The sequence below is a fragment of the Nocardiopsis sp. JB363 genome (assembly GCF_900143625.1).
Lineage (GTDB): Bacteria > Actinomycetota > Actinomycetes > Streptosporangiales > Streptosporangiaceae > Nocardiopsis.
Genome location: NZ_FRFF01000081.1, coordinates 19,285 through 43,545 on the forward strand (window position 1 = coordinate 19,285; position 24,261 = coordinate 43,545).

At 70.0% G+C, this 24,261-nt stretch carries 18 protein-coding genes; 4 read left to right on the plus strand and 14 right to left on the minus strand.

Going from position 1 to position 24,261, the window contains the following annotated elements:
* Positions 1–96: 96 nt before the first annotated feature.
* The 9 genes from ftsZ to BQ8420_RS12175 form a co-directional block, all read right to left on the minus strand.
* Complete coding sequence (gene ftsZ / locus BQ8420_RS12135; RefSeq protein ID WP_087098505.1) at positions 97–1,620, minus strand: cell division protein FtsZ; 1,524 nt, start codon at positions 1,618–1,620, stop codon at positions 97–99.
* Between the two features lie 459 nt (positions 1,621–2,079).
* Positions 2,080–2,808 carry a cell division protein FtsQ/DivIB gene (locus BQ8420_RS12140; protein WP_200815905.1) on the minus strand — a complete coding sequence of 243 codons (729 nt, stop codon included), beginning with the start codon at positions 2,806–2,808 and terminating at the stop codon, positions 2,080–2,082.
* A gap of 11 nt (positions 2,809–2,819) precedes the next feature.
* Complete coding sequence (gene murC / locus BQ8420_RS12145; RefSeq protein WP_087098455.1) at positions 2,820–4,274, minus strand: UDP-N-acetylmuramate--L-alanine ligase; 1,455 nt, start codon at positions 4,272–4,274, stop codon at positions 2,820–2,822.
* On the minus strand, positions 4,271–5,431 hold the full coding sequence (gene murG, locus BQ8420_RS12150; protein WP_087098457.1) for an undecaprenyldiphospho-muramoylpentapeptide beta-N-acetylglucosaminyltransferase: 1,161 nt from the start codon (positions 5,429–5,431) through the stop codon (positions 4,271–4,273). The genes murC and murG overlap by 4 nt, the downstream gene beginning before the upstream one ends.
* A complete protein-coding gene (ftsW, locus tag BQ8420_RS12155; protein ID WP_087098459.1) occupies positions 5,428–6,858 on the minus strand; it encodes a putative lipid II flippase FtsW in 1,431 nt (476 codons plus the stop codon). The genes murG and ftsW overlap by 4 nt, the downstream gene beginning before the upstream one ends.
* 177 nt (positions 6,859–7,035) lie before the next feature.
* Positions 7,036–8,502 (minus strand): UDP-N-acetylmuramoyl-L-alanine--D-glutamate ligase, encoded by a 1,467-nt coding sequence (murD, locus tag BQ8420_RS12160; RefSeq protein WP_087098461.1) that lies wholly within the window; start codon positions 8,500–8,502, stop codon positions 7,036–7,038.
* A 4-nt stretch (positions 8,503–8,506) separates the two neighbouring features.
* A complete protein-coding gene (gene mraY / locus BQ8420_RS12165) occupies positions 8,507–9,580 on the minus strand; it encodes a phospho-N-acetylmuramoyl-pentapeptide-transferase (RefSeq protein ID WP_087098463.1) in 1,074 nt (357 codons plus the stop codon).
* The gene (murF, locus tag BQ8420_RS12170) at positions 9,577–11,019 is read right to left on the minus strand and encodes a UDP-N-acetylmuramoyl-tripeptide--D-alanyl-D-alanine ligase (RefSeq protein ID WP_087098465.1); all 1,443 of its coding nucleotides are present in this window, start codon (positions 11,017–11,019) and stop codon (positions 9,577–9,579) included. The genes mraY and murF overlap by 4 nt, the downstream gene beginning before the upstream one ends.
* Positions 11,020–11,415: 396 nt before the next feature.
* Complete coding sequence (locus tag BQ8420_RS12175) at positions 11,416–13,080, minus strand: UDP-N-acetylmuramoyl-L-alanyl-D-glutamate--2,6-diaminopimelate ligase (protein ID WP_087098467.1); 1,665 nt, start codon at positions 13,078–13,080, stop codon at positions 11,416–11,418.
* A gap of 141 nt (positions 13,081–13,221) precedes the next feature.
* Between BQ8420_RS12175 and mmuM the strand changes: the two genes are divergently transcribed.
* Positions 13,222–14,112 (plus strand): homocysteine S-methyltransferase, encoded by an 891-nt coding sequence (gene mmuM, locus BQ8420_RS12180; protein WP_087098469.1) that lies wholly within the window; start codon positions 13,222–13,224, stop codon positions 14,110–14,112.
* 55 nt (positions 14,113–14,167) lie between these two features.
* On the opposite strand, the gene BQ8420_RS12185 is transcribed toward mmuM, so the two are convergent.
* From BQ8420_RS12185 to mraZ, 4 genes are all read right to left on the minus strand, one after another.
* Complete coding sequence (locus tag BQ8420_RS12185) at positions 14,168–16,147, minus strand: penicillin-binding protein 2 (protein WP_087098471.1); 1,980 nt, start codon at positions 16,145–16,147, stop codon at positions 14,168–14,170.
* The gene (locus tag BQ8420_RS12190; protein WP_087098473.1) at positions 16,144–16,587 is read right to left on the minus strand and encodes a hypothetical protein; all 444 of its coding nucleotides are present in this window, start codon (positions 16,585–16,587) and stop codon (positions 16,144–16,146) included. The genes BQ8420_RS12185 and BQ8420_RS12190 overlap by 4 nt, the downstream gene beginning before the upstream one ends.
* A 9-nt stretch (positions 16,588–16,596) precedes the next feature.
* A complete protein-coding gene (gene rsmH, locus BQ8420_RS12195; RefSeq protein ID WP_087098475.1) occupies positions 16,597–17,652 on the minus strand; it encodes a 16S rRNA (cytosine(1402)-N(4))-methyltransferase RsmH in 1,056 nt (351 codons plus the stop codon).
* A 279-nt stretch (positions 17,653–17,931) separates the two neighbouring features.
* Positions 17,932–18,363, minus strand: a complete 432-nt coding sequence (mraZ, locus tag BQ8420_RS12200; protein ID WP_087098477.1) for a division/cell wall cluster transcriptional repressor MraZ — start codon at positions 18,361–18,363, stop codon at positions 17,932–17,934.
* A 473-nt stretch (positions 18,364–18,836) separates the two neighbouring features.
* Between mraZ and BQ8420_RS12205 the strand changes: the two genes are divergently transcribed.
* The 3 genes from BQ8420_RS12205 to BQ8420_RS12215 are packed head-to-tail and all read left to right on the plus strand — an operon-like array spanning position 18,837 to position 23,462.
* On the plus strand, positions 18,837–19,829 hold the full coding sequence (locus BQ8420_RS12205) for a MoxR family ATPase (protein WP_087098479.1): 993 nt from the start codon (positions 18,837–18,839) through the stop codon (positions 19,827–19,829).
* 40 nt (positions 19,830–19,869) lie between these two features.
* The gene (locus BQ8420_RS12210; RefSeq protein ID WP_087098481.1) at positions 19,870–21,117 is read left to right on the plus strand and encodes a DUF58 domain-containing protein; all 1,248 of its coding nucleotides are present in this window, start codon (positions 19,870–19,872) and stop codon (positions 21,115–21,117) included.
* Between the two features lie 8 nt (positions 21,118–21,125).
* Positions 21,126–23,462: a DUF3488 and transglutaminase-like domain-containing protein gene (locus BQ8420_RS12215; RefSeq protein WP_087098483.1), complete on the plus strand. Its 2,337-nt coding sequence runs from the start codon at positions 21,126–21,128 to the stop codon at positions 23,460–23,462.
* A gap of 198 nt (positions 23,463–23,660) precedes the next feature.
* Here BQ8420_RS12215 and BQ8420_RS12220 read toward each other — a convergent pair whose 3' ends face one another.
* Positions 23,661–24,077: a DUF3040 domain-containing protein gene (locus BQ8420_RS12220; RefSeq protein WP_087098485.1), complete on the minus strand. Its 417-nt coding sequence runs from the start codon at positions 24,075–24,077 to the stop codon at positions 23,661–23,663.
* Positions 24,078–24,261 lie beyond the last annotated feature (184 nt).

Genomic DNA, 24,261 nt, shown 5'->3' on the forward strand with positions numbered 1-24,261 from the left:
TCGGCCCCGCCGGCGGTCCGGCCGTTCCGACCCCGGGGGCGGCGACGGCCCCGCCACAAGGGTCGGGGCCGCTGACACGTCGATGGTACCGGTGGACTACTTGAGGAACTCCGGGACGTCCAGGTCGTCGGGGTCGTCGAAGATGACCCGACGACGAGGCGTGGGAACCTCGCCGCGCCGCTCGGAGGCGTCCGAGACCGCGTGGATGGGGCCGGACCCGGTCTCGGGCTCCGGTTCAGGCGTCACGGGCCCCTCCGCCGGCGCCGGCTGCGCCGTCGGTGCGGCCGTGGGCTCCGGGGTGGTGGGCACGGCCGCGGTGTCGTCGTAGGCGACCCCGTGGCCGTTGCCCTGGTAGGGGTCGGTGCTCTGGTGGGGCTCCGGTTCGGGCCGCGAGGACACCGGAGGTGTCTGCGCGTACCGGGGCTCGGGGCGCGGGGGCTCCGGGTCGGTCCAGGACTGGACAGGCTCGGTGGGCCGGGGCGCCTCCGGCTCGGTCCGGACCGGGCCCGACGGGGGCATCCACGGCGTGTTGGTGGCCGACGCCCCGCTCGCGCCCTCGGCGGACGGAGCGGCCATAGCGGACTCCTCCCTGCCGGACGTGATGCCTGCGGTGGGGGCGACGGCCTCAGGAGGGTCCACCGGCTGACGCTCCCGCGTCCCCGGCAGGATGACCTCGGGTTCGTCGAAGCCCGCAGCTATGACGGTGACCCTCACCTCATCGCCCAGGGCGTCGTCGATGACGGCGCCGAAGATGATGTTGGCTTCCGGGGCCGCCGAGTTGGCGACCAGTTGCGCGGCCTCGTTGATCTCGAAGAGCCCGAGGTCGGAGCCGCCCTGGATGGACAGCAGAACCCCGTGCGCCCCGTCGATGCTGGCTTCCAGCAAGGGTGAGGAGATCGCCAGTTCGGCCGCTGCCACGGCCCTATCGTCCCCTCTCGCGGATCCGATCCCCATCAATGCCGACCCTGCCCCGGACATGACCGACTTGACGTCGGCGAAGTCGAGGTTGATCAGGCCCGGTGTCGTGATCAGGTCGGTGATGCCCTGGACACCGGAGAGAAGGACCTGGTCGGCGGCCTTGAACGCGTCGAGGACACTGACCTGGCGGTCGGAGATGGACAGGAGGCGGTCGTTCGGGATGACGATGAGTGTGTCGACCTCCTCGCGGAGCATCGCTATCCCGGACTCGGCCTGGGTCGCGCGCCGCTTGCCCTCGAAACCGAAGGGGCGGGTGACCACGCCGATGGTCAGGGCTCCCAGGGAGCGGGCGATGTTGGCGACGACCGGTGCACCTCCGGTGCCCGTGCCACCGCCTTCGCCGGCCGTGACGAAGACCATGTCGGCCCCCTTGAGGACCTCCTCGATCTCCTCACGATGATCCTCCGCGGCCTTACGGCCGACGTCGGGGTTGGCTCCGGCTCCCAGGCCGCGGGTGAGCTCACGGCCGACGTCGAGCTTGACGTCCGCATCGCTCATCAGCAGCGCTTGGGCGTCGGTATTGATCGCGATGAACTCAACGCCCTTGAGCCCCTCTTCGATCATTCGGTTGACGGCGTTGACACCGCCGCCGCCGATGCCGACGACTTTGATGACCGCGAGGTAGTTCTGCGGTGCTGCCACGACGAGGGGCCTTTCCGCTCGCATGAGCCGTTCCGTCTTCGCGTCCGCGAGTGGTTCCGCGGGTGCGCCGGCGGTCCGGCATCCGGTTCTACTGAGTCCGTTTCGGGTTCACCCGCCTCCCGGTTCGCACGGACCGTCGGCGGGGACCCCGGGTCACCGGTACCGCTCTCCGGGCCTGTGGCCTCGGTTGAACGGTTCCTGAGTATCCCGAAAAGCGTGTTTTACTACGTTGTGGATGGTGGTTGTGCTTCCCGACAGTAAGCGGACCGTGGGGTGCGAGCAACCAGTGACGGCTTCAGCCTAACCGCGTATAACACGAGGAAGCGAAGTGCGTACTCGGCGCGTCGCGTCTGGAATGTCCTCTCGGTGGACCGTTTCGCGGCGGTGGGGACCCGCTTGTCCGGGGAACGGCGCCTTGCCCCGACTCCGCCCGAACCAGAACGTCCCTTGGTACTCCCTTCACCTGACCATGGCCAGGTCGGGCGTTCCGACGTCGTAGACACGCCCCTCGCCGGTGGGGTGTTCGCGCATCAGCACCCGCAGGACCTCGCTCTTGTCCGCGGTGTGCTCGGCGTCACCCCACTCCACGAGGGAGCCGTCCCCCAACTCGATCCGGATCGCTTCGGGATCCTTGGCGTCGATGAGCTGGATCTGGGCGACGAAGGAGTCGGGAGCCTCGCGCACGATGTCCGCGGCGGCCCGCACCGCCTCGTTGTCCTCGACCTCCCCGGTGACCGACACCAGTGGATGCGTGCCGGGTCTGGTCGTGGAGTCCTCGATGCGCACACCGTCGCCGTCGACCAACCGGTACTCCTCCCCCACCGCGATCGCGAGCAGGGGGGTGCGCTCGACCACCTCCACCTTCAGGGTGGCGGGCCACCCCCGGGTGACGGCGGCGGACTCGACCAGGTCGAGCCCTTCGACCCGGCCCCGACCGGCGTCCAGGTCCACCCGGATCAGCGGGGTACCGGTGTTCACCGACACCGCGGCCTCGACCTCGGTGGAGGAGATCCGATCCGTGCCGGTGACCGCGACGTCGCGGACGACCAGCAGCCGGGAACCGAGGAGCAACCACACCACGGCGCAGACCAGGGAGACGACCAATAGGACCGCGAAGGTCACCTTCCAGGGATCCGAACCTCCCCGCCGTGCCGCCGCGGCCTTCTCCCCACCCTGGTCAGCGCCCACGTGTGCACCCCTCAGTCGTGTCCGTTGCCCTCGGCCCTCTCCGACAGGGCCGCGATGATGTGCGGGCCGAGCTCGGTGATGTCGCCGGCGCCCATGGTCAGGACGATGTCCCCCGAACGGGCGAGTTCGACCACCGTACGCACCGCCTCCTCGCGACCGGGCACGTAACGCACCCTGTCGTGGGAGACCTTGGCGGTGATGAGTTCGCCGGTCACACCGGGTTCGGGGTCTTCGCGAGCCGCGAAGACCTCCATCACCACGACCTCGTCGGCCAGGCTCAGCGCGGCCGCGAACTCTTCGGCGAAGATCCGGGTCCGGCTGTACAGGTGCGGTTGGAAGAGGGCCACCACCCGGCCGAGGGGGATGTCGTCCTCGGAGTCCTGGGTGAAGGACTCCAGCGCGGCGCGCGTGGCGCGCAGGTCGGCGTCGATCTCGGTGGGGTGGTGGGCGTAGCTGTCGTAGACGCCCACACCGTCGCCCTCGCCCTTGAGCTCGAAGCGGCGAGCGGCCCCGCCGAAGTCGGCGATGCCCTCCACCGCCACCTCCAGGTCGTGCCCGAGTTGGTCCGCCACGGCCACCGCCGCGGCCGCGTTGAGGACGTTGTGCAGGCCGGGGACGGCGACGGTCCCGTCGATCGGCTCGCCACCGGTGGTCCGCAGAGTGAACTCGGTGGTGAAACCACGGGCGCGGATCCGGGTGATCCGGTAGTCGGCGTCGGCGGCCTCGCCGTAGGTCAGCACCTTCTTGCCGCGTTCGCGGGCCAGTTCGGCGACCCGACGGGCCCCGGGATCATCGACACCGACGATGAGGGTGCTCTCGACCCGGTCGACGAAATTCGCGAAGTTGTCGTGGATCTCGTCGATACCGCTGTAGTTGTCGAGGTGGTCGGCCTCGACGTTGGTGACCACCGCGATCTTGGGCGAGAGCATCAGGAAGGAACCGTCGCTCTCGTCGGCCTCCACGGCGATGACGTCACCGACCCCGGCGTCGGCGCCCAGACCCGTGGTGACCAGCTTGCCGCCGATCACGTAGCCGGGATCGACGCCCAGGTGTTGCAGGAGCACGGTGATCATGGAGGTCGTGGTGGTCTTGCCGTGGGTACCGGAGACGGCGATGCCCTCACGGTTCAGCAGGAGGGCGCCCAAGGCCGCGGCCCGGGGCAGGATCCGGATGCCGCGACGGCGTGCCTCGACGAGTTCGGGGTTGTCCTCACGGATCGCGGAGGAGACCACCAGGGTCTCGGCGGTGCCGAGGTTCTCGGTGGCGTGCCCCACGTGGACCCGCGCCCCCATCAGTTCGAGCTCGCGCAGGGTGTCGCCATCGCGAGCGTCGCTGCCCGAGACCTCGACCCCGGACTGCAACAGCACCCGGGCGATACCGGACATGCCAGCCCCTCCGAGGCCGATGAAGTGGGTGCGTCCCAGCTTGTCGACGGGGACCGGTTCCGTCTGCCGGACCAGGCTCATCTCGCGTCCTTACCGTCGTCGTAGTAGACCTCGTCGCCGTCGTCTTCGGGCAACTGCATGTCCGGGGTGGGTTTGTCGCCGCGGGCGACCGCCATGACCTCGCGGGCCAACTCCATGTCCGCGTCGCGGCGGCCCATCCGTCCGGCCGCCTCCGACATCGCCACGACCCGGTCGGTGTCGGTGAGCAGCGGGATGAGCTGCCGGAAGATCCATTCCGGTGACAGGTCGGCGTTGTTCACCATGACGCCACCGCCCGCACGGACGATGGGCTCGGCGTTCAGGGCCTGTTCACCATTGCCGATGGCCAGCGGGACGAAGGCACCCGGCAGACCGACCGCTGTGAGTTCGGCGCAGGTCAGCGCCCCGGAACGGCACATGGCCACGTCGGCTGCGGCGTAGGCCATGTCCATGCGGTCGACGTACGGAACAGCGACGTAGGGGATGCCGTCCTGGGTGAGGTCCTGCGGTTCCTCGGCGTTCTTGGGGCCGACCACGTGCAGGACCTGCACACCCGCGTCACGGAAGGCGTCGCGGGAGGCGAAGGCGGCCTCGTTGACGCGCTGGGCGCCCTGGGAGCCGCCGAAGATCAGCAGGGTGGGCAGGTCGGGGCGCAGCCCGAAGTAGGCGCGCGCCTTGTCGCCCATGGCCAGGCGGTCCAAGGAGGTGACCTGCCTGCGCAGCGGGATGCCGATGAAGCGCCCGTTGCGGATCTGGGCGTGGGGGTGCCCGGTGAAGACGTGCGGTGTGAGCCGCGCGCCGAGCCGATTGGCCAGTCCGGGCAGCGGGTTGGCCTCGTGCACGATGATGGGCATCTTGCGACGACGGGCCGCGAGGTATCCGGGAGTGGCGACGTAGCCGCCGAAACCGACCAGGACGTCGGCCTGGATCCGGTCGAGCTGCTCGCCCGCGGCGCTGAGGGCGCCGGCGAGTTTACCCGGAACGGTGAGCAGTTGTGGGGTGAGCCTGCGCGGTAGGGGAACCGCGGGGATCAGGCCCAGTTCGTAACCGCGCATGGGGACGAGTCGGGTCTCCAGACCGCGCTCGGTTCCCAGGCAGAGGATCTCGGTGTTGGGGTCGATGCGCCGCAGCGCGTCCGCAAGTGAGAGTGCGGGCTCGATGTGCCCGGCCGTGCCGCCTCCGGCGAGGGCTACCCTCATCGTCGTCGATTCCTCCTTGGCCGGTCACCCGCCGGGACCGGTCCGCTCTGGTTCTTGGCCGTTGTCTTGGTGTCGCGCTTGCGCGCCGTGCGAGGGGTGCTCGGCGCGGTGGTGCGCTTGGATGCCGTGCCTCCACCCCGATTCTGGACGGAAGCGACGAAGTTCTCCAGGCCAAGCCAGCTTAGAGCCCTTTCGAGCCATCCGGGACCGCGGGCCGCCAGTGCTTTCTGTGCCTGGGGCTCGTTACGGGCGATGGCGAGCAGCACACCGAGGGCGAGCATGGTGGGAATCAGCGCCGACCCACCGTAGGAGACCAGGGGCAGTGGGATGCCGGTGACCGGGACCAGGCCGATGACGGCGGCGATATTGATCATGGACTGGCCGATGATCCAGGTCGAGATGGCGAAGGCGGCCAGGCGCGAGAAGGGGTCCTTGACGCGGAAAGCCACCCGCAGCCCGGCGTAGCCGAGCATGCCGAGCAGGCAGAGCACCAACAGGGTGCCGAGGAGACCGAACTCCTCGCCGATGATGGCGAAGATGAAGTCGGACTCGGCGAAGGGCAGGAACCCCCACTTCTCGCGGCTGGCGCCGATTCCGACACCGAAGAGGCCTCCGGTGCCCAGCGCGTAGAGGCCGTGCAGCGATTGGAAGCCCGCACCGGAGGGGTCGGCTCCGGGGTCGAGGAACGCGGTGATACGGGTCATCCGGAACGGTTCGACCGCGATGACGATTCCGGCCAGGCCCAGAACCAACCCGAACATGGCGACGAACAGCCTGCCGGGAGCGCCCACGACCCACAGCAGGCTGAGGAAGACCAGCAGCAGCACCAGGGTCGTGGACAGGTCCGAGCCGATCAGGACCAGCAGGGTGAGCAGACCACAACCGGGCAGCAGCGGGATCAGTAGCTGGCGCCACTCGGTGAGCTCCTTGAGCTCTTCCTTGCGGGCCAGGATATTGGCGCCCCACAGGGCGAAGGCGAGCTTGGCGGGTTCGGAGGGCTGGATGACCAGACCGCCGATCTCCAGCCACCGCATCGCGCCGTTGACCTCGGTGCCCTGGAAGGCGGTGAGCAGCAGCAGCGCCACCGACAGGATCATCGCCGGGTAACCGATCATCCGGAAGACCCACAGCGGCAGCTGGGCGGCCAGCAGCATGAGCGGAAGGCCGATCGCCGCGGAGGCCAGCTGGCGATGGAAGACGGAGAAGGCGGACCCGGTCTCGGTGGTGGAGTTGACCATCGTCGAGGACAGGACCATCACCAGGCCCAGGGCGATGAGCATCATCCCGGTACTGAGGATCAGGTAGTAGGAGGTGAGCGGCCGGTTCAGGGACCTGGCCCACTCACGCCAGAGCGCACGCTCGCGCCCACCGGAGGCCATACGCCCCCGAGTCCGGGTCTCCCCGGGAACCGCTGTCGTCGCCGCCATCCACACATCCTCCGCACCATCGGCGCCTCAATAGTGGCGTACCGGCGGGTCGGGACCAGTGGACATTTCCCGCGTGTTGGCCATCTTTGCCGGGCTCGTCCGGTGGTACGGCACACAACAGGGCCACCGAGACACGATGAGTCGCGGCTCGGTGACCCTGGGTGCGAAGGCGGCGCCTCAGTCGAGGCGGTGGACCGCCTCGGTGAAGAAGCGGCCCCGCTCGGGGTAGTCGGTGAACATGTCCATGGACGCGGCCGCCGGGGCGAGCAACACCGTGTCGCCCTCGTGGGCCAGCGCGGTGGCCTCGGCCACCACGGCGTCCATGACGGTGTGCTCGGGCGGAGCGTCGGCGGCGAGCCCCTCGACCTCCACCACCGGCACGTCCGGGGCGTGCTTGCCCAGGGCCTCTCGGATGCGCGCACGGTCGGCGCCGATCAGCACCACGCCGCGCAGCCGGTCGGCGGCCTCGGCGACCAGGTCGTCCACCTCCGCGCCCTTGAGCAGACCGCCGGCCACCCACACCACGGAGGCGTAGGAGTTCAAAGACGCCGCGGCGGCGTGCGGGTTGGTGGCCTTGGAGTCGTCGACGTAGTCCACACCCGCCAGCCGCGCCACGTGGGCGATCCGGTGGGGTTCCGGGACGAACGCGTTCAGACCGGCGCGGATCGACTCGGCGGTGACACCGATCGAGCGGGCCAGGGCTGCGGCGGCCAAGGCGTTGGCGACGTTGTGCGGGGCGGCCGGGTGGACGTCGCCCAGGGTCGCCAGTTCCTCGGCGCTGCTGTGCGGTTCGGTGACGAAGGCCCGGTCCACCAACAGGTCCTCGACCACGCCCAGTTCCCCGGCGCGCGGGGTGTCCAGGCGCAGACCCACCAGCGGGGTGTGCGGGTCGCCGCCCTCCTCGGCCAGGCGCACCGACCAATCGTCGGCGGTGTTGACCACGCGCACGGTGCCGCGGGCGAACACCTTGCCCTTGGCCCGGGCGTAGGGGTCGAGCCCACCGTGCCAGTCCAGGTGGTCGGCGGCGATGTTGAGGACGGTGGCGGCGTGCGGACGCAGGCTGTTGGACCAGTGCAGCTGGAAGCTGGACAGTTCCACGGCCAGGACGTCGTACACGTGTCCGTCGGCGTCCGGGCGGACCGCGTCGATGACGGGGGTGCCCACGTTGCCCACGGCGAGCGCGTCACGACCATCCGCGCGCAGGATCGATTCGAGCATGCGCACGGTGGTGGTCTTGCCGTTCGTGCCGGTGATGGCCAGCCACACCTGGTCGGCGGGCTTGATCCGCCAGGCCAGCTCCACATCGCCGACGACCTCGACGCCGGCCTCGGCGGCGCGGAGCAGCAACGGCGAGTCGGGGCGCCAGCCGGGTGAGGTGACGACCAGGTCGCACCCCTCGGGGAGGGGGGTGTCGCCGAGGACGACCTCCGCTCCGGCCTCGGTGAGTGCGGCGGCCACGGCGCGGGTGGTGTCGTCGTCACGGCCGTCGACGACGACCACTCGGGCCCCTCGTTCCAGGAGTGCCCTGGCGACGGGGGGACCGGAGACTCCGAGCCCGGCGACACAGACCAACGCGCCCGCGAAGGGGGTGTCGCCTTCGGCGGGCGCGGTGGTCGGGGAGGTGGAAGATCGGTGGTGCGGCATGCTTCTAGCTTGGCATCCATTCCAGGTAGAACAGGCCGATCGCCACCGCCATGAACAGACCCTGGATGATCCAGAAACGGATCACGATGGTCGGTTCGGCCCAGCCTTTGAGCTCGAAGTGGTGCTGTAGCGGTGCCATGCGGAACACACGTTTGCCGGTGAGGCGGAACGACGTGATCTGGATCATCACGGACATGGTGATGATGACGAACAGACCACCGATGAGCAGCAGCAGGAGCTGGGTGCGCGTGGTGATGGCCAGACCCACGATGAGACCGCCCAGGGCCAGCGATCCGGTGTCGCCCATGAAGATCTTCGCCGGGGGTGCGTTGAACCACAGGAAGGCGATGCAGGAGCCGAGCACCGCGGAGGCCACCACGGCCAGGTCCAAGGGATCGCGGACCGTGTAGCAGCTGGAGGTGAGCGCCTCCACGCAGGACTGACGCAGCTGCCAGTTGCCGATGATGACGTAGGCGGCCAGTGACAGGATCACCGCGCCGGTGGCCAGACCGTCCAGACCGTCGGTGAGGTTCACGGCGTTGGAGAACCCGACGATGAGGAACAGCGCCCAGATGACGAACACGCCGATCATCAGCGGCGGTCCGAAGTCGCGCAGGAAGGAGAGCTGGGGGGCGGCCGGGGTGTAGCCGTACCCGTTGGGGAACTGGGTGACGCCGTAGGCGAAGCCCACGCCGATGACGGCCTGACCGACCATCTTGGCGCTGCTGCGCAGACCCAGGCTTCGACGTTTGTAGATCTTGATGAAGTCGTCGAGGAAGCCGACACAGCCCATACCGACGAACAGGAACATCACCAGCAGCCCGGAGGCCGTCGGTCCGGACGCGGCGGGCTGGACCACCCACAGCACCAGGTGGGAGCCGAAGTAACCGATCACCGCACCGAGGATGATGACGAGGCCGCCCATGGTGGGCGTGCCCTGCTTGGTCTTGTGACCCTCGGGTCCGTCGTCGCGGACCTCCTGGCCGAACTTGAACCGGTACAGGAGTTTGATGAGCGGCGACATCAACAGCATGGAGACGATCAGCGCGAGCGCCGCCGCAATCGTGATCCCGATCACTGGGCATCACCCTTGGTGATGAGGTCGATAACCCTTTCGAGCGCAGCCACGCGCGATCCCTTCACAATGACGACGTCTCCTGTGCGCATCCGCTCGCGTACCGCTTCGGCTGCCGCCTCGGCGTCGGGCACTCGGATGCTCTCACCGCTCCACCGGTCGGCGGCGCGTTCTGCTCCGACGGCGATGCCCTCGGCTGCCTCCCCGACCACGACCAGGTGGGCCACTCCGATCTCGGCGACCAGTGCACCCACCTTCTCGTGTTCGGTATCGCCTCCCTCACCGAGCTCGGCCATGTGGGCGAGCACGGCGATGGCACGGCGGTCCCGGGCCAAGGAGGCCAGGGTGGTCAGCGCTGCCCGCATCGATTCGGGGTTGGCGTTGTAGGCGTCGTTGACGAGGGTGACACCGTCGTGTTCGGTGACCTCCATCCGCCAACGGCTGACCGGGGTGGCCGCGCCGAGGGCGGCGGCGATGTCTTCGATGTCCATACCGAGCTCGTCGGCGACGGCCGCGGTCGCCAGGGCGTTGCTCACCTGGTGGGCGCCGACCAGGCCCAGCCGGACCGGGACCGTGCGACCGCGCAGGTGGAGCGTGAACGCCGGGGCGCCGCTGTCCTGGGTGGTGACGTCCGTGGCCCGCACGTGAGCGTCCTCGGCGGTGCCGTAGAGGACGACGCGCGCGTCGGTGCGAGAGGCCATGGCGCGGACCAGCGGGTCGTCGGCGTTGAGGACGGCCACGCCGCCCGCGCCGTGCCGCTCGGAGCCGGCCGGGAGGCCCTCGACGAGTTCGCCCTTGGCCTTGGCGATGGCGTCGCGGCCGCCGAACTCACCCATGTGCGCGCTGCCGACGTTGAGCACCACACCGATCCGAGGCGGGGCCACACGGCACAGGTGGGCGATGTGCCCGACACCACGCGCGGCGACCTCCAGGATCAGATGGCGGGTGTCGGTGTCGGCGCGCAACACGGTGAGCGGGTGGCCGATCTCGTTGTTGAAGGAGCCGGCCGGGGCCACCGTGGACCCCATGCGGCCCACGACCTGGGCGATGAGGTCCTTGGTCGTGGTCTTGCCGGAGGAGCCGGTGACGCCGACTATCTGCGTCGTGGCGTCCTCGCGCGTCGGGTCGCCGAGTTCACCCGCCACGTACCGGGCCAGGCGGGCCAGGGCCGCGACGACCTCGTCGTCTCCGCCGTCCACCAGCAGGTGGGGGGCCTCGACCGGGCGCGAGACCAGGACGGCGACCGCCCCGGTCGCCACCGCGGATTCGGCGTAGTCGTGTCCGTCGACCCTCTCTCCGTTGAGCGCGACGAAGAGCGCTCCGGACTCCACCTGACGCGAGTCGATGACGACGGGGCCGTCGACGACGGCGTCGGGGCGCGCTGATCCGCCGATGGCGGTTTGGGTGATCTCAGCGATCCGATCGAGCGTGAGCGCGATCAAATCCACTCCTCAGGTCAGGCCCGGCCCACGGCGCCCCAAGGGCATTGGCCACCCGGCCTCGGGTTCGGGTCAGGGGATGGCACCGCGGGTACCGTGCGCGCGGCGCCGCACCGGGCCACTGAGGACCCGACGATGCCGGGTCATGGGCGCCACGTGGGCGGCACTTCGGGCTGCGATTGCCGGACCTACCTTAGAACATGTTGGGGCGTCCGGTGTCCCGACAGGGCCCTGTGAACGCCAATATGCTCCACTTCGTGACCGCCAGGGGCCACACGGAACGTGATCCGTGCACGTCAGGCCGACGCAGGTGACCGGGACACGGCCACAGGCCGTGTCCCGGTACGTGGACGGCACCGCTTTCGGCGCGTCTTCGGTGTGTCTTCGGTGTGTCGGACGTCAGCCCTGGTCCGGTACGCGGTGCACGTCCCGAAGAGCGTTGCCGAGCCGTTCGCCGGCCCGAGTGCGCAGCGCGTCCTCGATGGCCCCCCGCAGCACCTCCCGATCGTCGAAGGGCAGGACCTCGCCCTTGACGTACTGACCGGTCTCGTGGCCCTTGCCGGCGATCACGACGACGTCGCCGGGGCCGGTGCGCGCCACGCCCAGGCCGATCGCCTCGGCCCGGTCGAACTCCACGGTGACGCGGGCCCGTCGATCCTCGGGGACCTTGGCGACCCCTTCGAGCATCGCCGTGGCGATCGCCACCGGGTCCTCGGTGCGCGGGTTGTCGTTGGTGATGATCAGGTGGTCGGCCAGGCGTGCGGCGGCCTCGCCCATGAGCGGGCGTTTGGCCCGGTCACGGTCGCCACCGCAGCCGACCACCATGGTGATCCGCCCTTCGGTGGTGACGCGCAGCGCGTCCAGGACCGCCTCGATGGCGCCGGGCTTGTGCGAGTAGTCGACCAGCGCGGTGAAGTCCTGCGGCTGGGCCGCGTCGCGGGCCGACACCTGCTCCATGCGGCCCGGAACACCGGGCGCCGCGGCCACACCGGCGATGGCGGTCTCCATCGGAAGGCCCGCCTCGACCAGACCCACGATGGCGGCCATCGCGTTGGAGACGTTGAAGGGTCCGGGCAGCGCCACGGACGCCTTGGACTCCATACCGCCGGGTCCGACGATGCGGAAGGTGCTGCCGGTGGCGCCCAGGTGCACGTCCACGGCGTTCCAGTCCGCTTCCATGGCGCTCTCGGGGTCGGCGTCGGAAAAGCCCTCCACGGCGAAGGTGGTGACGGGGACGTCCCCGCGCGGCTGCACCATGTCGACCAGGGCCCGACCGAAGCGGTCGTCGACGTTGACCACCGCGATGTCGCAGTAGTCGGGGGTGAACAGACGCGCCTTGGTCTCGAAGTAGTCGCGCAGGTCCGGGTGGAAGTCCAGGTGGTCCTGGGACAGGTTGGTGAAGATCGCCACATCGAAGCGGGCACCGCCGACCCGGCCCAGGGCGAGGGCGTGGCTGGAGACCTCCATCGCGGCGGCGGTGACACCGCGTTCGGCCATGAGGGCGAAGAGCCCGTGCAGGTCGGTGGCCTCGGGTGTGGTCAGGGAGGAGGCGACGCGTTCGTCACCCACCCGCATCTCCACAGTGCCGATCAGGCCGGTGCTCATCCCGGCCTGGCGCATCCCGGACTCGATCAGGTAGCTGATCGTGGTCTTGCCGCTGGTGCCCGTGGTCCCGACCAGGAGCAGGTCCCGGGCGGGATCGCCGAAGACCCAGGCGGCGACCGTGCCGAGCGCGGCACGCGGGTCGGGGACCACGAGCACGGGTAGGCCCGTGGCGGCGGCCTCGTCGGCGCCGTCGGCGTCGGTGAGGATCGCGGCGGCCTCGGCGTCGGCCGCCTGCTGAGAGAACCGGGCGCCGTGGACGCGGGTTCCGGGCAGGGCGGCGTACAGGTCGCCTTGGCCGACCTGCCGAGAGTCGTGGGTGATGCCGCGGACGTGGATCTCGCGTGGAGGCATGTCCGCGGGCCGGTCCGGATCCAGGTCCGGGCGCAGCAGGGTGGTGTCCGGACCGAGCTTCGTCGCCAGGTCGGACAGTGGACGGAGTTTGGAGTGTTCAGGTCGCATTACCGGTGGCACGTCTGGAGATTAACGGCTGTGGGGAGCCGGTCGGTAATTTCCACGCTGTGTCGCTCCACCTTTCCCTGTCGAGGGATGGTGTGGCGTTTCGTCCAGGTTGGGACAGGTGTGTCGACAAGGGTGGTGACGATGACGGACCGGACACTGGTGGTGGACGGAGGACTAGCGACACGGTTGGAGGCCTACGGCCGTGACCTGGGCGGTGGCCTGTGGTCGGCCCGGCTGTTGGCTCAGGAGCCGGAGCTGATCGCGCGGGTGCACCGCGACTACTTCGAGGCCGGTGCGGACGTGGCGATCGCCGCCGGCTACCAGGCGAGCGTCGGCGGGTTCACCGCCCTCGGATACTCGCGCGCCGAGGCCTCGGCGTTGGTGGCGCGGTCGGTGGAGCTGGCGGTGGCCGAACGGGACGCGTTCGGCTCGGGGCTGGTGGCGGCGGGGGTGGGCCCCTATGGTGCGGCCCTGGCGAACGGGTCGGAGTACACCGGCGACTACGACCTGGACGAAGAGGGGCTGTACCGGTGGCACCGGGAGCGGTGGCGGATACTCACCGGTTCCGGGGCGGACCTGGTGGCCTGCGAGACGCTGCCCTCGGCCGCGGAGGCGCGGGCGTTGGCCCGGCTGGTGGAGGAGACCCCGGGAGTTCGCGCGTGGTTCGGCTTTTCGTGCGCCGACGACACAAGGATCGGCGACGGCACCCCGCTGCGCGAGGTGGCGCGGGCGTTGGCGCCGTTGTACCGGCGAGGACGCGTGGTGGCGGTGGGGGTGAACTGTGTTCCCCCGTCGCACGTATCGCGGTTGGTGCGGGAGGTGGCCTCGGTGGGGCTGCCCGCGGTGGCCTACCCGAACTCGGGTGAGGTGTGGGACGCCGAACGCGGGGTGTGGACCGGTTCCACGGACGTCGAGGGTTTCGGGTCGGCCGCGGCCGGTTGGTGCGCGGACGGCGCCGTGCTGGTGGGCGGGTGCTGCCGCACCGGGCCCGAGCACATCCGCGCCATCCGTGAGGCGGTGGACACCCCATGAGCGGCGTTCAGGGCGGGCACCCGGGTCGGTGCCCGCCCTCCACGACGGTCCGTGGTCAGCCGTCGGCGTCCTCGTCCTCATCCTCGACCAAACGGAGTGCCGGGGCCTCTTGGTCGGTCGGCGGGACCTCGTAGGACTTCAGGGCGAAGGACATGATGTCGTTGAACACCGGGCCCGCGGCCTCACCGCCGTAGTAGGTGTCCTGCGGGTTGTGCAGCACCACCTGGACCACCAGTTCCGGATCGTCGGCGGGGGCGAACCCGGCGAAGGTGGCCGTATAGCCGCCTTCGTCGTAGCGGCCGGTCTCCGGGTCGATCCGGTTGGCGGTACCGGTCTTGCCGGCCACCCGGTAGCCATCGATGCGGGCCTCCGGCGCGGTGCCCTCGTCACTGGTGACCGCCTCCAACATCAGCTGGAGCCGCTCGGCGGTCTCCTCGCTGATCACCCGCTGACGGTCGGGTTCCTCGGCGGCGGTGAACTCACCCTCCGGGTCGACCGTTCCCGAGACGAGGGACGGCTCGACCCGCACTCCCCCGTTGGCGACGGTGGCGTACACCGACGCCATCTGCACGGCGTTGACCGACAGACCGTGTCCGATGGACACCGACGGTAGTTGGGTACCCCACCAGTCGTCGGGGTCGGTGAGCACACCGGCCTCTTCACCGGGCAGGGCCAGGCCGGTGGGCTGCCCCAGACCGAAACCGGTCATATAGCGGTGCAGGACCGGGGCGCCCACCTGATCGGCGATCTTGATCGTGCCCACGTTGCTGGACTGGGCCATGATCCCGTTCGTGGTGAGGCGCTGGGTTCCGTTGTCGGTGGAGTTACGGAAGGTCTGGTCGTAGTACTGGAGCGAGTAGGGCACCGTGTAGACCGTCTCGGGGGTGGTCTTCCCCTCCTCCAAGGCCGCCGCCAAGGTGATGACCTTGTTGGTGCTACCGGGTTCGAAGGTGGAGGCCACCGCTCCGTTGCTCCGGTCCTCGGGTTCGGAGGAGGCGATGTCGGTCTGGGAGTAGGTGGGGAAGTCGGCCATGGCCAGGATCTCCCCCTCCTTGTTGGAGACCACGACGCTGCCCGCCTCGGCCTCCAGTTCCTCCACTCGGTCGGCCAGCGCCTGTTGGGCGTACCACTGCAGGTCGCGGTCGAGGGTCAGCCGTACGTCCTGACCGGCCTCGGGTTTACGCACCAGACCGTTCAGCATGGGGATCTGGGTGCCGTCCTGGCCGACCTCGACCTGGTGTTTTCCGGCCTCACCGGCGAGCGTGGAGTCCAGGTAGCCCTCCAGGCCCTCAAGACCGTGCCCCTCCGCGCCGACGAAACCGACCAGGTCGGCGGCGCCGGTCTCCTCGGGGTAGACCCGCTCATAGTCGACGTCGGCGCCGACCCCGCTCAGGCCCAGGTCCTGGAACTCCTGCCAGTCCCCGGGGGGGACCTCCTTCGCCACGACCTGGTAGCGGCTGGGCTTGGCGTCGACCTTGCCCGCGACGGCCTCTTCTTCCAGGTCGAAACGGGTCACCAGTTCGTCGATGAGCTGGTCCCGTTCGTCCTCGGGGACCTCCTCGGGGTCGACGAAGACGTCGCGGACCTCCACCGACAGGGCGAAGGGGTTGCCCTCGGAGTCGGTGATCTGCCCGCGCAGGGTGGGGATGTCCTTGGTCTGCATGCGCAGGTTCGCCGCGGCCTCGGCGTAGGTGTCGGCCTCGAACGCCTGGATCCAGGTGAGGCGCCCGGCGAACAGCAGCAGGATCACCACGATGATGGCCCCGCCGGCCTTGATCCGCTTGCGGGGGTCTCCCGCGCGGAAGGTACGGCGCAGCAGCGGTGGGGGCGGTGGCGGACTCGACCGGCGCGGGGGCCGTTCACCCCGCCGGACCGGACGGCCCGTGCCACCGGAGCCACCGCCGGCCCGCGCCCGCCCACCCTGGGCGGGCCGGTTCGGTTTTCTCTGTGGGCCCTTGCTCGGCCGCGACCCGGAGCGGCTGGACGCTCCGGGTCGGCGGGGGTCACGCGGGCGTCGGTCCCGAGGGGTGCTCAATCATCGCTCCCGGCGTCCCCGGTGATCTCACCGTTGTCCAAGTCCAGGAAGAGCGGGGCCTCACCCGGCTGCATCCCCAGACCCTCCGCTTCCTCCGCGATGCGATCGGAGGTCTCCAGGTGGGCGACGGACTTCTCCAACCGCTGTTCCTCGTAGGACATCTCCTGGTTCTGCGCTTCCAGGGCTTCGATGGCGTAGGCCTCCTCCACCACGAGGGCGCGCAACATCAACAGGCCGGCCAGGGCCCCGCCCAACAGGCAGAGGATGAGCAGCACGAAGGGGATCTTCGGTGCGCGACTCGCTCCGGCGGCGCCCGCCGAACGCGAGGTGGCCGTCGGAGCCTTGCCACGCACCGTGCGCCGAGGCGCGGCGGGACGCGTGCCGGCCCCGGTGCGCCCGCGGCCCTTGGTGGTGCGGCGGGTGTCCGTCTTCGTGCCCATCTGCTCTCCCTACTTCCGCGACGGCTCGCGCACACGCTCGGCCGCCCGGAGACGGGCGGACTGTGCGCGCGGATTACGTTCGTTCTCTTCGTCCGTGGGGAGTTCGGCGCCCCTGGTGAGGAGCTTCAGTTCCGGCTGACGGTCCGGGAGGGGGACCGGAAGGTCGGGGGGTGTGGTGTCGATGGCCAATGCGGCGAAGGCCTTCTTGGTCATCCGGTCCTCCAGGGAGTGGTAGGACAGCACCGCGATGCGTCCGCCCAGGGCCAGCCGGGACAGGGCGGCGGGCAGGGTCTCCTTGAGGATGGACAGTTCGGCGTTGACCTCGATGCGCAACCCCTGGAAGGCGCGTTTGGCGGGGTGGCCTCCGGTACGCCGGGTGGCGGCGGGGATGGCCTCGCGGACCAGATCGGCCAGGTCCCTGGTGGAGGTGATGCGCTCTCGCGTACGGCGGCGTTCGATGGCCTTGGCCACGCGCGGGGCGAAGCGCTCCTCGCCGTAGGTGCGCAGGACACGGATGAGCTCACCGACGGGGTAGTCGTTGACGACCTCTTCGGCGGTGAGTCCCTGGGTGCGGTCCATGCGCATGTCCAGGGGTGCGTCCTGGGCGTAGGCGAACCCGCGGTCGCTCTCGTCCAACTGGGGTGAGGACACCCCCAGGTCGAGCAGGACGGCGTCGGCGTGGGCGTACCCGGCCTCGTCCAAGGCCTGCGGGATCTCCGAGTAGACCGCGTGCACGAAATGGGTGCGGTCGGCGTAGGGCCGGAGTCGCTCGGCGCTGCGCTCCAGGGCGGTGGTGTCGCGGTCCACGCCGACCAGTCGCAGGTTCGGGCAGGCCTGGAGCAGGGCCTCGGAGTGGCCGCCCAGTCCGAGGGTGCCGTCGACGAGCACCGCGCCGGGGCGGGTGAGCGCCGGGGCGAGCAGTTCGACGATCCGGTCCAACATGACCGGCACGTGTGCGGGCGCGGTGTCTTCTCCAGGCGCGGACTCGTCGCGAGCGTCGAGGTCTTCGTGGTCCTGTGACACGTCGTCCCCGTCGGGACGGTCGTGCTTCCGGGTCTCCCCCATGCGGTGCTGTTCCTCCACGCTGTCGCGATCTCCCCTGTAATCCGTGACCGCGCCCCGGGGGCGCGTCACGGTGTCCTTCGCGTGGCCCGGCCGGAAGTCACCGGCAAGGGCCTCCGGACACGGCCGCTATTGTCCACCCTTCGATGGACCAAGCGTTCACGACCTGGCACCGGGGAAGTCGCGCCAGCTCGTGTCGGACGTGTCCGGAGACCTCTGCCGGTCCCGGCATTGCATGGACGTCGTGCCGTCCGCGTGGCGGAGAAAAGCGAGCCGCCCCGCTCACAGCACCCCGGGCAGCACCTCCTCTGAGAGTTGCGCGAACTCCTGCTCCTGCTCGGCCTCGTACTCCGACCACGCAGGGGAGTCCCAGATCTCCAGACGCGTGTTGGCGCCGATGACGACGCACTCTCGGTCCAAGCCCGCGTAGTCGCGCAGTTTCGGCGGGATGGTGACCCTGCCCTGCTTGTCACAGGCCTGATCCGACGCGCTGGCGAAGAGGACCCGGCTGTAGTCGCGAACCGCCTTGGCGGTGACCGGTGCGGAGCGCAGGGCTGCGGTCAGACGAGCGAACTCGTCTGTTGGAAAGACATAGAGGCAGCGCTCCTGGCCCTTCGTGATCACCACACCCCCCGACAGTTCGTCGCGGTACTTCGCGGGAAGGAACAGCCGTCCCTTCTGATCGAGGCGAGGTGTGTGGGTGCCGAGGAACACACGCTCACCCCCTCACCCCCCGTGTGGAGAATTCACGCTCTCCACGCTGCTCCACCTTACTCCACTCTTCCCCACCGTCAACAGCTCGAATCGGCGCACGACGCTTGAAAGATCGACAAAGATGCAGGTCAGGGCAGTGGTGTTCGAATGGGGCGGTGCGGGAGTGCCCGAGCGTCGCGGCTCGCTCCCCCACCGGCTCCCCCACCACGACGGCGACGCGAAGGGAGGATCCGGTAGCACCACGACGTTCCGAAGACCACCCCTTGAGGGCGTCTTGAGCGGTTTTCCACATCCGCCCCGCTTTCACATAGCCCGGCCCCCCGAGCGATCAGAAGCGCGATTCGGGATCATGCGACACATCCGCCCCCACACCCCGCATTCCACGGCCTATTCCGGCACTTTGGTTTGCATAGGGCCTGATTGGGCCTAGCCTCGGATCGATACACCGGGGCATACGGAGCGAGAGGGGTCTCGTGTCACTCGGCACACAGCACGACGGTCACGGGGGTGACGTCCGAGAGGACGTGGGCACGGTCGCGACCGTGGCCGAACGCGTCCGCGACGCGATCGAGACCGTCATCGAGGGCAAACCCGAGGTTCTGCGCATCACGCTGACCGTTCTTCTCGCCGAGGGTCACCTGCTCATCGAGGACGTCCCCGGAGTGGGCAAGACCATGCTGGCCAAGGCCCTGGGACGGGCGGTGGACTGTTCGGTCCAGCGCGTCCAGTTCACCCCGGACCTGCTGCCCAGCGACATCACCGGTGTCAGCATCTACCACCAGGACCGCAGCGAGTTCGAGTTCAACCCGGGTCCGGTGTTCGCCAACATCGTCCTCGGCGACGAGATCAACCGCGCCTCGCCCAAGACCCAGTCGGCCCTGCTGGAGTGCATGGCCGAACGGCAGGTCAGCGTGGACGGCGAGACCCGCACCCTGGAGCGCCCCTTCATGGTGGTGGCCACCCAGAACCCCACCGACATGGAGGGCACCTACGCCCTGCCCGAGGCGCAGCGGGACCGGTTCATGGCACGCGTCTCGGTCGGTTACCCCTCGCCGCAGGCCGAACTCGACATGATCGACTCCCACGGGTCACGCTCCCCGCTGGAGGACCTGACCCCCGTCACCAACACCGCCGAACTCCGCGACCTGGTCGAACGGGTCCAGAACGTCCACGTCGCCCCGGGCATGCGCCGCTACGTCGTCGACCTGGTCAACTCCACCCGGACCGCGCCCGAGCTCAAACTGGGCGCCTCCCCTCGCGCGACCCTGCACCTGGTACGCGCGGCCCGCGCCCACGCCGCCTTGGAGGGCCGCCACTACGTGGTGCCCGACGACGTGCAGACGCTGGCCGTCCCCGTCCTGGCCCACCGGCTCCTGCCCGGACCCGAAGCCCAGATGGAACGCCTCAGCGCCGAACAGATCGTGGCCGAGCTGGTCACCCGACTGCCCGTGCCCGGACCCCGCTGACCCCTTTCCGGCAGCGCCCGATCCCACCGAGAGACAAGCGATGCGCCCGCAACGCACCCTCACCGCCCGTGGCGGCCTGATGCTGTTCTTCGGAGCGGTCGCGCTCGCGAGCGGTCTCATCGTCGGTCAACGCGAGATCGTCGGCGTCGGTCTACTCCTGCTCCTGGTGCCGGCGTTCGGCGCGCTCACCCTCGTCGGCGCGGCCGCGCGCATCGTCGACAGCCGTGACCTGCGCCCGCGCCGGATCCCCGCGGGCAGCGACACCCAGGTCCTGGTGCGGGTCGGCAACAGCTCCCCCACCTGGCCCGTGGGCTGGGTGCGCCTGGAGGACACGCTGCCGGTCCGTCTGGGCCACCAACCCCGCTACACCGTCGGTTTCCTGGGACCGCGCGCCGTCCGTGACCTCACCTACCTGGTGCGTCCGGCCGTCCGCGGTCGCTACCCGGTGGGGCCTTTGCGGGTGAGCGTGCTCGACGCGCTGGGTTGTGTCCGCGTGACCCGTGCCCCGGGGACGCCCACCCCCCTGTTGGTCACGCCCCGCTTCGTACCCCTGCCCGAGCGAGGGCGCACCGACGGCGCCGCCGGTGAGGATGCCCCTCGACGTTCGGTGACCGGGATCGGCGAGCAGGATCCGATCCCCCGCGCCTACCGTCACGGCGACGACCTGCGCCGAGTGCACTGGCGTTCCACCGCCAAGCACGGCGAACTGATGGTGCGCCGGGACGAACAGCACCGACGCGAACACAGCACCCTGCTGCTCGACACCCGCGCCGACGCCCACGCCGGCGACGGCCCGTACGGTTCCTTGGAAACGGCGGTGAGCGTGGCCGCGTCGGTGGCCCTGCACGTGCTCGACCACGGACACGAACTGCGCTTCCACACCGAACGGGGCCGCCTGGTCACCGAGCACGCCTCCGGTGTGCTGGACGGACTGGCCGTGGTGGAACCCTCCGACAACCCCGGTCTCGGCGGTGGCATCGCCGAACTGGAAGGGGTGCGTGGTGTCTCGGCCGGAATGGTCGTGGCGGTCCTGGGCGCCCTGGGCATCGAGGACGCCACCGCACTGTCCCGGGCGGGCGGTTCGGCGACCCGGGTCGCGGTGCTGTGCGCCAACGCCGCCTGGCCGGACACCCAGGCCGCAGGACGAGTGGGCGACCTGCTGACCGCCAACGGCTGGCGAGTCCTCTCGGTCACCGAACCCACCGAACTTCCCGCGCTGTGGCAACGGGTCGTCTCCCCCGCGCCCGCCGCCGCAGGAACACGAAACCCCTGGGAGAGCCCGCGTTGAGAGCTCTGATGCCCCTGGCCACCCTGGTCACGTTGCTGGCGTCACTGCCCCTGCTGAGCGGCCTGGTCCGCGGCGACCAGTGGTGGGTGCCCGCCGCCGTGCTCATGACCGTGGTCGCGCTCGTCTCCACGGCGTACCGGTCCCTGGTGGGCGGGGCCTTCGCGGTCCCCTTCCTCCAGTTGTTCGCGGTGCTGCTGCTGTACGCGCCACTGTTCGCCCCCGGAACCGCCGCCCTGGGGTTCCTGCCCACGCTGGACACGCTCGACCACACCGCGGCCCTGTTCGAACAGGGTGTGCACACCATCGACACCAACTCCCCTCCGGTGTCGCCCACGCCCGGGCTCAACGTGATCATCGCCCTGGTGTTCATGGTCTTCACGATGACCGCGGACTTCCTCGCCGTGACGGCCCGCTGCCCCGGCATGGTCGGTGGCCTGCTGCTCTCGCTGCTGGTGGTGCCCCTGTTCGTGGACGACGCCGGGATGCGCTGGGGTCCGGCCGCGATCGCCGCGATCGGCTTCCTCGTTCTTCTGGCGGTGGACATGTGGGTCCGCGCCCATGAGTGGGGGACGCGTGTCCCCTCCGCGCGCGGGCACGGCACGACCCCCGACGGCATGGCCGGTCGCGTGGGCCTGGCCGCCGTCGTCTCGGTACTGGCGGTCTCCCTCGCCCTGCTCCTTCCCCAGGCCATGCCCTCGCTGCGCACCGATGCCCTCTTCACCCTGGCCGAGGGCCGGGTCGGGGCGAACGACTCGATGACCACCACCCACCCGATGGTGTCCCTGCGCCGTGACCTGGGGGCCTCCTCCGAGCGCACCGTGCTGACCTACCGGACCGACGACCAGGAACCCGAGTACCTGCGCACCTTCGTCCTCGACGAGTTCGACGGCGAGAACTGGACGATGACGCCCGTGCACGCCGGTCGGGACAACGAGGCCGACGGCGCCCTGCCCCTCCCCCCGGGCCGCGAGGACGAACCCGACGAGGACGATCTCGTCACCACCCGGATCTCCCTGGACTCCGACACCGCGCCCATGGACTTCCTGCCGCTGCCCTACCCGGCGCGTTCGGTGGAGATCGCCGGTGACTGGTACGCGGACGAGAGCACCCTGATGGTGTTCACGACCGGCACCCCGCCCAGCGGCTACAACTTCGTGGTGACCTCGGCGGAGAACCGGCCGGGGGCGCGGGCGCTGGCCTCGGCCGGACCACCGAGCTCCCTGGCCGACGACCGGCTCCACCTGCCGGGGGAGCTGGACGATCGGGTCCAGGAGCTCACCGACACCCTCGTCGAGGGCGCCGACTCCGACTACGAGAGCGCCCTGGCTCTCCAGGAGTTCTTCACCGATGGCGACTTCACCTATGACCTGAGCCCGCCATCGGTACCCGAGGACTCCGATCCGCTCACCCACTTCCTCTTCGAGGACCGAATCGGCTACTGCGAGCAGTACGCCGGAGCGATGGCGGTCATGGCCCGGCAGGCCGGAATCCCCGCCCGGGTCGCGGTGGGCTACACCGCCGGGCGGCCCAGTGGCGAAGACCGGTGGACGGTGGCGGCGAGCGACGCCCACGCCTGGCCCGAGCTGTACTTCGAGGGGTCGGGATGGGTGCGATTCGAACCCACACCCGCCGACCCCGACGGTGGTCAGGGCACCGCCTCCCGCCCCGACTACAGCGCGGGGGTGGACGAGTTGCCGGACAACGTGGCCCCCGAACCGAACCCCGATGACGACCCCGAGCCCAGCGAGACGCCCGAGGAGGAGCCCTCTCCCACCCCGGAGCCGAGCGAGTCCGCCGGCGAGGAGTCCGACGAAGCCGCCGAGGAGTTCGATGAGACCGGCGCGGTGACCGGTGGCCAGGGTCCGCCCGGATGGCTGCCCGCGATCCTGGTCGGTCTGGTCGCGTTGCCGGCAGCGGCACTGCCCGCCCTGATCCGCGCACTCGTCCGCGGAGCGCGCCGGTCGACGGTGGCGGCGGGTGGGCCCGCCGCCGCGCACACCGCCTGGCGGGAGCTGCGCGACACCTGCCTGGACCTGGGATCGACCTGGGACCTGGCCGAGAGTCCACGCAGCACCGCCGCTCGGCTGGCCGCGTCGGGTGAGTCGGGGCTCGGAGCGGAGGCGAGGGACGCGCTCTGGCGGCTGGCCCTGGCCGAGGAGGGCGCCCGCTACGCCCCCGAACCACAGCAGGTTCAGGGGCTCCGGGATGACCTGGACACCGTGGTGTCCGCGTTGTCCGGGGCGGCCACCACCGGCCGACGGTGGCGTGCGGTGCTGTTGCCGCCGTCCCTGGCGCCCTGGCGACGACCCAGGGCCGGGGCGGAGCCGCTGCCCGGCCTGCTCTGAGGCTCCGGGGACTCTCTCTCGGACTGCGGGGACGCGCCCCGGCATCGGCGCGAGGGGCCGGATCCGCACGAGGAGCTCCGCACAACGGTGGGGCCCGCGGATGACCACTGCTGGTCGTCCACGGGCCCCACCGTCACGAAACCTCGTGTCTTCGAGGAATTTCCGGCTTCGAGACGGAACGGATCCGCCGGTCGGCTACTATTCGTCGCCCTGCTGGCGACGGCGCCAACGCTCCTCGAACCGGTTCATCATCCCGGGCCGTTTGTCGCCTTTGCGTCGCTTGGGCACGGGCTCCTCGGCTGCCATCTCGGCACCGCCACCGGACGCCTTACGCCATGCTTTGGCCCCCATGAGGAAGGAGGCCAGCATCAAGACGAACCCGAGGACGCTGATGCTCACCGGCAACACCATGGAGGTGTCCGGGTTGCTCAGCAGCAGCCCCAGAAGCAACAGCACGATACCGGCGGCGAAACCGGTCCCGGCCCTGATGAGCCAGCGCTTGTAATGCACCGAGGGGTTCGTCTGCCGAACGGTGTTGGCGAACTTCGGGTCCTCGGCATACAGCGCCCGCTCGATCTGGTCGAGCATGCGCTGCTCGTGTTCAGAGAGCGGCACGGCGCCTCCCTACGGCAGTCCCCGGTTGGGGTGACGGGTACTGGTGAACTGTCTCTTGCTCGGTGATATGCCCAGAATACGGGTCGCTAGCGCCTGTTGGAAAGAAAAGCTGCGTGTGTACCTGGCCCACCACAGCCACGATACCCCCGCCTTCTTGAGGAAACACCGGCTTCCATGCCTCTCT